The sequence below is a fragment of the Agathobaculum sp. genome, assembly GCF_022775115.1.
GTDB lineage: Bacteria > Bacillota > Clostridia > Oscillospirales > Butyricicoccaceae > Agathobaculum.
Genome location: NZ_JALFLA010000030.1, coordinates 1 through 11,055 on the forward strand (window position 1 = coordinate 1; position 11,055 = coordinate 11,055).

The 11,055-nt window shown below is 60.2% G+C and carries 7 protein-coding genes; 4 read left to right on the top strand and 3 right to left on the bottom strand.

The window, feature by feature from the left end; all coding sequences use genetic code 11:
- The 3 genes from uppS to pyrH all read right to left on the bottom strand — a co-directional run.
- The coding region (gene uppS / locus MR935_RS03985) for a polyprenyl diphosphate synthase (RefSeq protein WP_290571257.1) at positions 1–659 on the bottom strand (659 nt) is incomplete at its 3' end.
- A gap of 125 nt (positions 660–784) precedes the next feature.
- Entirely contained in the window at positions 785–1,339 is a 555-nt protein-coding gene (frr, locus tag MR935_RS03990) for a ribosome recycling factor (RefSeq protein WP_290571259.1), read from the bottom strand.
- A 1-nt stretch (position 1,340) separates the two neighbouring features.
- Positions 1,341–2,063, bottom strand: coding sequence for a UMP kinase (pyrH, locus tag MR935_RS03995; RefSeq protein WP_290571261.1), 723 nt, complete (start codon positions 2,061–2,063; stop codon positions 1,341–1,343).
- Between the two features lie 456 nt (positions 2,064–2,519).
- Here pyrH and MR935_RS04000 point away from each other — a divergent pair, with 456 nt between their 5' ends.
- The 4 genes from MR935_RS04000 to MR935_RS04015 all read left to right on the top strand — a co-directional run bounded on the left by MR935_RS04000 (position 2,520) and on the right by MR935_RS04015 (position 10,470).
- Positions 2,520–3,179 carry a 4'-phosphopantetheinyl transferase family protein gene (locus MR935_RS04000; RefSeq protein WP_290571263.1) on the top strand — a complete coding sequence of 220 codons (660 nt, stop codon included), beginning with the start codon at positions 2,520–2,522 and terminating at the stop codon, positions 3,177–3,179.
- Between the two features lie 67 nt (positions 3,180–3,246).
- Positions 3,247–4,209: a LysM peptidoglycan-binding domain-containing protein gene (locus MR935_RS04005; protein ID WP_290571265.1), complete on the top strand. Its 963-nt coding sequence runs from the start codon at positions 3,247–3,249 to the stop codon at positions 4,207–4,209.
- Between the two features lie 53 nt (positions 4,210–4,262).
- Entirely contained in the window at positions 4,263–8,480 is a 4,218-nt protein-coding gene (locus MR935_RS04010; RefSeq protein ID WP_290571267.1) for an S-layer homology domain-containing protein, read from the top strand.
- Between the two features lie 370 nt (positions 8,481–8,850).
- Positions 8,851–10,470, top strand: a complete 1,620-nt coding sequence (locus tag MR935_RS04015) for a recombinase family protein (RefSeq protein WP_290571269.1) — start codon at positions 8,851–8,853, stop codon at positions 10,468–10,470.
- Positions 10,471–11,055: the final 585 nt, after the last annotated feature.

An 11,055-nucleotide genomic window follows, 5' to 3' on the forward strand; every position in this document is an offset into this window, starting at 1 on the left:
GTAAAATAGTATTCCGCATAGGCCGACTGCCACAGCAGAAAGTTGGAGGTACGCACCTCGCCCGACGGGCGGATGATGAGATCGGGGTCAGGCATATGTGCGGTATAGAGCCGCGCCGTGATCGTCTCCTCGGTGATATCCTCAGGCGACAGGGTGCCGCTTCTGACCTCCTCCGCAATGCGCCGCACGGCGTTTTTGATCTCATCCCGCCCGCCGTAGTTGATGCACAGCGAGGCGGTCGCCGCGTCCGGCCCGAGGCCGTCCGCTATCTGCTCGACCTGCGCGATCTGCGCACGGATATCCGCAGGCAGCGGACTAAGATCGCCCAGCACCCGCACGGCCACGCCGCGCGCGGCCATGCTCTCGGCCGCCTCCTTCAGATAGGTGCGGAACAGGTTCATCAGCGCGTCCACCTCCTCGGCGGGGCGCTTCCAGTTCTCGGTCGAAAAGGCGTACACTGTAAAGTATTTTACGCCGATATCCTTGCAATATGTTGCGATCGTGCGGAAGGTCTCCGCACCGACCTTGTGCCCCGCCTTGCGCGGCAGGCCGCGTTTTTTCGCCCAGCGGCCGTTTCCGTCCATGATGACTGCGATATGCCGCGGCACCGGGCGTTCGACCGGGGGTGTTTTTTTCAGTTTGCGGGTAAACAGACCCATAACTTCTCCTCACAAAAAGGGGCGGCGCACCGCCGCCCCCACTTGTCCTGCCGCGCGCCAAGGCGCGTATGATACACGTTATATAATATAAGGAGCATATCGCGCAGGCAAAAGGGCACGGGGTATTACACCTCGGCCAGCTCCTTGGACTTCTTGGCAACCATCGCGTCCACTTCCTTGACGTACTTGTCGGTCAGCTTCTGCATCTTGTCCTCACTCTCGTGCAGCTCGTCCTCGGTCATTTCGCTCTTTTTATGCGCAGCCTTGAACTTGTCGATCGCGTCGCGGCGGATGTTGCGCAGCGCGACCTTGTCCTCCTCGCCCAGCTTGGCCACGCCCTTGATCAGCTCCTTGCGGCGCTCCTCGGTCAGCGGCGGGAAGGACAGGCGGATCTGCTTGCCGTCGTTTTGCGGGTTGATGCCCAGATCGGAGGCCTGAATGGCCTTTTCGATCGCCTTGAGGATCGAAGCGTCCCACGGCTGGATGGCCAGCGAGCGCGGGTCGGGGGTGGAGACCGCCGCGACCTGATTGAGCGGCGTGGGCGCGCCGTAATATTCGACCGTGATCTTGTCGAGCACGGCGGGATTTGCGCGGCCGGCGCGCACGGCGGCCAGCTCCTTAGCCAGCACGTCGAGCGACTTTTTCATCTTTTCTTCATAGGTTTTCAGTTCAGCTTTCATGTCATTTCTCCTCCTGTACGATCGTGCCGAGCTTTTCGCCGCGCAGCGCGCGGTGGATATTTTCGGGGTCGGAAAGGGCGAATACAAGGATGGGTATGTGGTTATCCATGGAGAGCGAGGTCGCGGTGGTGTCCATCACGCCGAGACCTTGGTTGAGCACATCCATATAGCTCAGGTGGTCGTACTTCTTGGCATCCGGATTTGTGGCCGGGTCGGAGTCATACACACCGTCGACATTCTTAGCCAGCAGGATGACCTCCGCGCCGATCTCAGCCGCGCGCAGCACGGCGGCGGTATCGGTGGAGAAGTACGGATTGCCTGTGCCGCAGGCAAAGATGACCACGCGCCCCTTTTGCAGATGACGTGTCGCCCGCTGGCGGATATACGGCTCGGCGATGCGGTTCATCTCGATCGCAGTCTGCACACGCACCGGCACGCCGCGCTGCTCGAGCGCGTCCGCCAGCGCAAGGGAGTTGATGGTTGTCGCCAGCATCCCCATGTGGTCGGCGCGGGTGCGCTCCATCTTGCCGCCGCCGTCCTTGATGCCGCGCCAGAAGTTGCCGCCGCCGACGACGATGCCGATCTCATGCCCTTCTTCGTTGCAGCGCTTGATCACATCGCACACCGGGCCGATCACGTCAAAATTCAGACCGAAGTGCTTGTCGCCCGCCAGCGCTTCCCCGCTGATCTTGATCAGCACGCGCTTATATTTCTGTGCTTCCATGCTCCACTCTCCTAATGCTTGATTTTCCTTTTTCTATTTTACCCTATGCCGCGCTGTTTTGCAAAGGGTTTTGCATACTTTTCATGCAAAACCGCCGCCCGCCCCATGCGGGCGCTCGGTCGGCTTACGCCCGTCGCCGCGCGCCGCACCCGCCGCACGGGTTTCTCGCAAACCACCTTTTATATCTTTTTTCTGAAAAACATGTCAAAAATCCGTAATATCCGTATTCTATCGCATATTCCGCGTATAAATGACCACATGGTCATTTATCTGCGCTGCACTTTTTCGGTACTTGCGCGGCGGCGCAGGTGCGCTCCGCATCGCCGTGTAGTTCGGCGGGCACACCTGCCGTCCCCCAAGGTTTTCTTGTTTTTTCCAAGGAATGTCATTGCCAAAGGCCGCATATCTGTGGTATACTGTCGATATCGTATCACCTTTTTTGCGGAGGGATGAATCTTGACCATTGTATATGCCATTCCGGTCTCCGCCGTCAACCCGGACGACCCAGTCTCCCGCGCACGCATCTTCCGCGCGCGGCTGGAGCAGATCGACCGCCGCCGGGATACCGCGCGCGCGCAGAGCTTTGCCGGCGCGCTGCTGCTGGAATACGCGATCTCCAAGCATTTCCCCTCGGTCGTCCATCCGCTTCAGATATCGACCGCCGAGGGCGGCAAGCCCTATCTGGTGTCCGAGCCGGGCATCCACTTCAGCATCTCCCACTCGGGCGACTGGGTCGTGTGCGCGGTGGGCGACCATCCGGTCGGCGTGGATATCGAGAAGTGCGAGCCGGGCCGCCACGATGTGGCCGCGCGCTTTTTTCATAAGGAGGAGGTGCGCTACCTTAACTCACTCCTGCCCTCTGCGCGGGATGACGCCTTCTACGCACTCTGGACGCTCAAGGAGAGCTTTGTCAAGTCCATCGGCCGCGGGCTTGACCTGCCGCTGCGCAGCTTTGAGGTCGACCTGCGCTTCGGCGCGCCGCGGCTTCACTGCCCGGATATCACTGCGCCCTACTCGCTGTTTCGCATCCCGTTTTCCGCCGACCCCGGCTATTGCCTGTCGCTCTGCGTAGCGCAGGCGAGCGCGAAAGAACCCGAGCTGCACATCATGAACTGAACGAACCGCCGCGCGCCGCACCCATCCGCCTTTTCCCGCATAGAATGCAGGGAAAGGTGGTTTTTTTATGGTGATTCGTGTCGTGCGGCCGGGCGATTCGCTCTACCGCATCGCGCAGGAGTACGGCGCTTCGCCGCAGTTCCTCATCCAGCAGAACGAGCTGCACGAGCCTTACCGGCTGACCCCCGGACAGACGATCGTCGTGCCGCAGCCCACACAGGTTTATACTGTGCTCATCGGTGATACGCTTGACAGCATTGCAGCCAAGACCGGGGTGAGCAAAATAGCGCTTTGGCAGAACAACCCGCAGCTCGGCGGCGGCGACCGGCTGTATCCCGGGCAGACGCTGGTATTGTCCTACGGTCCGAAGATGGGCACGTTTGCCGTCAACGGCTATGCGTATCCAAACATTGACCAGCGTGTGCTGCGCAAAACGCTGCCCTATCTGACGTACTTATCGGTTTTTTCCTACGGCTTTGACCGCACCGGCCGCATCCTGCCGCAAAACGCCGAGCTGCTTACGCGCATGGCCAAGCAATACGGCGTAAAGCCCCTGATGGTGCTGACCACGCTGGGCGAGGACGGACAATTCTCCGGCGACCGCGCGCACGCGCTGCTGACCGACCCCGCCGCGCGGCAGACCATGCTCGACAGCCTTGCCCAGACGCTTGCCGCGCAGGGTTTTTCAGGCGTGGATATTGATTTTGAATACATCCCGCCCGAGGACGCAGCCGCTTACGCTTCCTTTGTGCGGGATGTGCGGGCGCGCCTTGCCCCGCAGGATATGACCGTTATGGTCGCGCTCGCGCCCAAGACCTCGGCCACCCAACCTGGCCTGCTGTATGAAGCGCATGACTATCAGGCACTCGGCGCGGCGGCGGATGATGTGCTGCTGATGACCTATGAATGGCGTTCGTCAGCACACAGTTCAGCGGCGCCGCCGGACCATGTATTTTTTTGTGTTTTTGGGACGATTTCTCTTTTCTTCTTGGGAACATACTGGTATAATAACAGAAAGTGGCATTGCTGAAAAGCATACGGGTGACAACTTTGATGATGGATGAGATATAAGGAGGACGTTCAGTGAAAAAACGAATATGCAGCGCACTTCTCGCCGCGGCGATGCTGTCATCGATGCTGCCGGCCGGCGCGTTGGCGGCGGATGCGGCAGCGGACGAGCTTGTGTGGAGGGAACAGGTTCGACTGCCTGAAATCAGCCTATCTGATAACGACGCGCTGTTTGCCAAATATGTGGAAAAGCTCCTGTATGGCAACGACAGCGTCGCTTTGTTCCGCTTTGCGGCTGGCAGCCGCCTGTCCGGCAACAATAAAACCATCTACGATGACCTGAAAGCGCAAATCGCGCAGGTTGCCAGCGGCAGCGCGACCTCCACCGTGTTTACCATTGACACCACGGGCATGGGCATCACCTACGATGCAAGCAGCAGGTCACTCTCCGGTGTGGATACAGATCTGCTCCTCTACACCCTGCTCGTCGACTCCCCCTACGAAATGTACTGGTTTGATAAGGTCGATGGCGGCATGGTCACAGGGTTATCCATCTCTGCAGGCACGACAACGGTCAGTCAGCTGCAGTTCAAATTTACCGTGGCCGACGGCTACGCCGGCCCTGCCGACTACACGACCGACCCCGGCCGCGCCAGCCGCGCGGTCACCGCGTCCCAAAACGCCCGCAGCGTAGTAGCTGCTAACCAGAGCAAGTCCGACTATGAAAAGCTTGTAGCCTATAAGGATTATATCTGTGATGCAGTCTCTTACGACAATAGCGCGGCGTCGGTTGCCTCCACGCCCTACGGCGACCCATGGCAGCTGATCTCTGTGTTTGATGAAGACAACTCCACCAATGTAGTCTGCGAGGGCTACTCCAAGGCGTTTCAGTATCTGTGCGACCTAAGCACGTTTACCAGCGACCGCATCACCTGCTACACCATGACCGGCACTATGAATGGCGGCACGGGCGCGGGCGCCCATATGTGGAACGTCATCACGATGGACGATAGCCAGCACTACCTCGTTGATCTGACCAACAGCGACGAGGACAGCGCGGGCGCATACGGCGGGCTGTTCCTCGCGGGTGCACCCGGCCGCACGGCGGACGGCTATACGATCCACATCCCACTGTACGATTTAGGTAACGGATATGGTGTTTCCCCGCAGAATATCAGCTATGCATATGATGCGGAGACCCGCTCGGTCTATCCCTTAGCTGATCTGCTGCTGCACACCGCCGCCTATACCCCGCCGAAAGCGCTGACGGGCATCGCGGTTTCCGTGCAGCCGAACAAAACGAGCTATGCGGCGGGCGAGAAGTTCGACCCCACCGGCATGGTCGTCACCGCTACTTATGACGATACGACCACGACCGCAATCAGCGATTACACCATCGACAATGCCGACAAGGCGCTGACGGTCGATGACACCTCGGTCACCATCCGCTACGGCGGCGAGACGACCACGGTCGCTATCACGGTAAGTGCCGCGTTGGCTAACCCGACCGCCGATTTGTTCACCTTTACCCCACCCGCGAACCTGACATATGACGGCAGCGCAAAGACCGCGACCGTCACCTACAAGGGCAGCGACCCGGCTGAGGTGGGCGCCATCACCGTGCTCTACGACGGTGCAGCGGCCGTGCCGACCGACGCCGGTCCGTATACCGTCACCATCACCACCGCGGGCGGCAGCGCGTACAGCGCGACTGCCACCCCGATCGAAGTCGGCATGTTCACCATTGAACGCCAGCCGACCACGATCACCCCGTCCTCGTCCGCCATCACCGTGGTCAAGGGGCAGAGCGTTCCGCTGCGCGCGGGCACCACTCCCGCCGGCCTGCCGCTGACCTATCAGAGCGACAGCACGGGCATCGCCACAGTGGATACCAACGGCACCGTGACCGGCGCGGCCAGTGGTGCGGCGCGTGTCACGATCGCCTACGCCGGTGACAGAAATCACCTCCCGGCTTCAGCCAATGTGGACGTTACTGTTGCCGAATTGCAGTTCTATATGGGTGCGGCTCCGGCCACCGCCGCAAACGCGGTGACGGTCAAGGCTAACCCGGCCTATGGCGATACATGGTCGAGCATTCTTCAGATCAATTCCATCACCGCCAAGGTGGGCAGCGCCACCGGCACTGGCGAGCGCTATTACCTCAGCGTCACGCCGAACGATACGCCGAACGCCGGGCAGTACACGGTGAACGTGCTGTACAGCGGCACAGTTGCCGGCATGGCCTACAATGATGTGGTCGTCTGCTCGGTCGACATCACCGTCGCTCCCCAGACGGTCACACCGTCTATCAGCATGACCGGCGGCCCGTTCACCTATAACGGCAACGCCCACACGCCCGCGGTCAGCGTCTCGGCAGGCGCTGTTCCGCTGGTAAAGGGACGCGACTATACCGTATCCTACGCGAACAATATAAACGCCGGCGCGGCCACGGTCACTGTCCTCCCCGTCGCGGGAAGCAATTATACTTGGGCTGCCGCCACGCAGGACTTCACGATCGGGCAAGCCGTCTACACCGGTGCAAAAGCCTTTGACCGGCAGATCCCGGTGGGCGCAAGCCAGACGATGCACATCGACCTGTCCGGCTATCTGAGCCTGAGCGGCCTGACCATCAGCAAGGTGGCTGAAGCCGTGGATGCGGATGATATCGTCAGCAATCCGGCGTCCGCTGCGTCCGCGCTGCTGACCTTTACCATAAACGATGCAGCCGACGCGGGCAAGCAGGCGGTGCTCACCGCGACCGTAAACAGCGCGAATTACCAGCCGTTTGACGTGACGTTCACCCTGACCACCGTGGCCAAGGCGGACGCGGGTCTCACCATCGCCGGTGCACCCACGGGCAAGGTCTATGGCGATGCGGCGTTCACCCTGACCGCCAATGCTGCCGTCAGCGGCGCGAACGGCGTTTGGTCGTGGCGCTCGGGCGATCCCAGCGTACTGACCGTCTCCGGCACAGGTGAGCGCGCCACAGTCACCATCCATAAGGCAGGCAGCACAAGCATCCTCGTCGCCTATACATCGGATTCCTCGCTGGGTGAGGCGTCGGTCACGATCGACGTGGCAAAGCGCCCGGTAACCGTCAAACCCGCCGACCTGACGGCAGCCGCAGGCGATGCCGCGCCCACGCTGGCGCTCGACTACACGGGCGTAGCCAGCGGCGACAGCCTGACCGCACAGCCCACGCCTGTCTTTCGGCTGGCTGACCAAAACGGCAGAGCGCTTACGGCAGCGGAGGCGGTCAAGACCGCCGGCACATACACCATCACTTGGACGAATATGGCTGAGACCGCGTTCACCAACGATGAGAACTATCAGGTGACCCGCCAGGCCACCGGCACGCTGACCGTGACAGCCGACACGTCGAACGATTCCAACGCCTCGTCCGGTACGCTTGTCACGCAGAGCACAGTCAACACAGATGGCTCGCGCACGACCACCGTCACCAACCAGCAGACCGGCACCGTGACCGAAACCACCCGTTACACAAACGGCTCGACACTGGTAGTCGAAACCCGCAAGGACGGCACAGAGACCCGCACGGAGACCCGGACAGACAAGGTCGTGATCAAGACCGTGCAGCGCACCGGCGCGGATATGACCGCCACCGTCACGCTGCCGCGCGGCGTGAACACCACCACCGTTACCCTGTCCACCACCGTGACCACCGGTACCGTAGCGGTCGATACCCGCACAGGCAAGGTTGTCCGTTTGTCCATCCCGACGACGGACGGTATGCTGGTCAAGCTGGATGGCTCGGCCAGCCTGCGGCTGGAGGATCGCAGCCCAAGCTTCATCGACACGCGCGGCCACTGGGCGCAGAACGCCATTGATTTTTCAACTGCCCATGCGATGTTCAATGGTACGACCACCCAAACCTTCAGCCCGGATGACACCATGACCCGGGCCATGCTGATGGCCGTGCTCGCCCGTTTTGACGGCTACGACGCGACCGGCAGCGCATGGCGTGAGCAGAGCATGAACTGGGCGACGGCGCGCGGTATATCCGACGGCACCGACCCCGACGGCAGCATCACCCGCGAGCAGTTGGCGACCATGCTGTACCGCTACGCGGGCAGTCCCGCCGTATCCGGCAGCCTTAGCCGCTTTGCGGACAGAGGCGAGACGAGCGGTTATGCCGTCGACGCCATGCGCTGGGCGGTGGACACCGGCCTAATCGACGGTGTGGGCGGCAATCGGCTCAATCCCGGCGGCGACACGACCCGCGCGCAGGTCGCCACCATCCTGATGCGCTTCTGCACAAATTTGACCGAATAAGCCGCGTCCCTGCTGCGGAAAAGAAAAATACTTTCCGCATACCGAACGGTTTGACGGGAGAGACACGCACCCGCGTGGTCTCTCCCGTTTTTTGTCCAAGCGGGCGCGCTGTGTAGGCATATCCACCCTGTATCACGCAATATGCTGGTGCAGGAGGTGTTGTGACATGCAACCAAAAAAGAATACACAGGCAGCAAAACGTCCGACAAATGCGGAAACATGCACTGTTACCGTGCACCACACAGACAACGGCCCGAGCCTGACATCCTGTATGATCGCCATACTGTGTTCTCATCTGCCCGACCATGTACATTGATCCACTTTCACCACTGCGCGCGCGATTTCGCGGAAAGGAGAGACAATGACCTTTGTGCCAAACAGAGCAGAGCAGGGCGAGGCCTTGGCCGTTCGCTGGCGCGCGGCGGTCTATGTCAGGCTCAGCAAGGAGGATGGGGATAAGCTGGAGAGCGACAGCATCCAAAACCAGAAGCGCATCATCGAGCAGCACATCCGCTATCTGCAAGAGCAGGGGGAGCACATCGACGCTGCGCAGATCTATGCGGATGATGGCTATCCCGGCGGCAGCTTCGACCGGCCGGCATACCAGCGGATGATCGCGGCTATCGAGTCCGGCGATATCAACTGCGTCATCTGTAAAGATAACTCCCGCCTTGGGCGCAACTACACCGCGCTTGGCCGTTTGATGGAGGAGTATTTTCCCCAAAAGGGTGTGCGCGTCATTTCCGTGCTCAACCATCTTGACAGCCTGAAGGACCCGCAGGGCTATTGCAGCGCTCTTGTCTCCTTTGCCAATATCATGAACGACGATTATATCCGTCAGCTTTCTCTCAAGATCAAGTGCACCTTTGCCATGAAGCGCGAACGCGGTGAGTTTCTCGGCAATTACGCGCCTTATGGCTATGTAAAAAGCCCGGAAAACCGCCACAAGCTCGTGATTGATGTCGAAGCAGCCGCAGTCGTCCGCCGCATCTTCGATTGGTACGCAGGCGGCGCCTCGATCAGTGAAATCATTCGGCAGCTCGATGCACTTCAGATCATGCCACCCTCGCTCTACAAGACCAGCCAAGGCTGCAAGGGCTTTGCCAAATGTGGAGACGATGCGGGCCGACGGCACTGGTCATCGACCTCGGTGCGCACGATACTTCGGGACGAGGTATACATCGGCAATCTGGTGCAGGGCAAGTACAAAAGCGCCTCATACCGCACCAAAAAGATGATACCGGCCGCGCCGCGCGAATGGACGGTAGTCGAGGGCACGCATGAGGCGATCATCCCAGACGAGTTGTTTGCCATCGTGCACGAGCGCCTTGCCCGCCGCATGCGAACCGCGCCGCGCCGCCAAGCAGCCTATCCCCTGTCCGGCTTTGTCCGATGCGCGCATTGCGGCGGGCATATGAACCGGCACACCACAGGCGCACACATCCGCTACCGCTGCGCGACCCGCGCTGCCGACCCTGACAAATGCCGGTGCCCATCGGTCAAGGAGTCGATTTTGGAGGCGGTGCTGCTGCAAGCCCTCCAAGAGCAGATTGCCGCACTGGTAGATGCCAAGGCCGTTATGGCCGCCGTGCGGCGGAGCGGCGCAGACGGGCACAGCCATAGCGCAGAACGGCTGGCGCTGCGGCGCGCGGTGCAGGAACGCGACCGTCTGCGCGAGGCCCAATTTCGTCTCTATGACCGTTTGGAGCAGGGTCTGATCGACCAAAGTGAGTATGCGCAGTTCAAGGAGCGCTATCAAGCGGAGTTGGCCGAGCAGCAGCGCCGGATCGACCAACTGCAAAGCGGCCTGCATCAAAGCGAGCAGGCACACCGGCAGCACGATGCATTGGCTACGTTTTTCGCGCGGCACGGTACGATACCGGCCATTGACCGCGCTGTAACAAGCCAGCTTTTGCGCTATATCGTGGTAACTGATTCCGCTCATATCGACATTTATTTCAAATTCTCCGCCGCGCGCCAAGTGCCCTAATTTAGTGCGGCAAGGCTGTGTGCCAAACTGCCCCAGTCATATGAGTGGGGTTACGCACTGTCCGCGCCGATGGCTGTCGCACCAATCAACAAGGTGCAGCAGGTGGTGCAGTTCGCTGTGTCGGTCGTTCCGCCTGAGAAAATTTTTCTAGGAATGCCAAATTATGGGTATGACTGATTACAACCATGAAGTTATATAATAGTATAATGACTTATTAAAACAAATTTTATTTCGGTTGATACCTCGGTGCCCTCCGCGAAAATTGGCGTTGAGCAGCTGCATCAGCCGCCATTTGCGCTGCCGCCTGTTGATCTCGCGTTTGGCTCCATCGGTCAGCCTGCGCCGCACCGCCCGCTGTCTGGGCGAGCTGCCCCATAGCACGCCCGCGCTGTATAGCGACATCTGGTACAGATCGCCGCCGCCAGTTTGGTCAGCAGCGCGTCTCCGTACTGATACCTGCTGATACCTCCGACACTAACGCACTGCGTCTATGTATCTTCCACCGCTAACCGTCAAATCGAGAATTAAAAAAACGGCGTTTAAAGCCCAAAAAAGTTCAAAATCCATTTTCCCAAGGCCGGCACT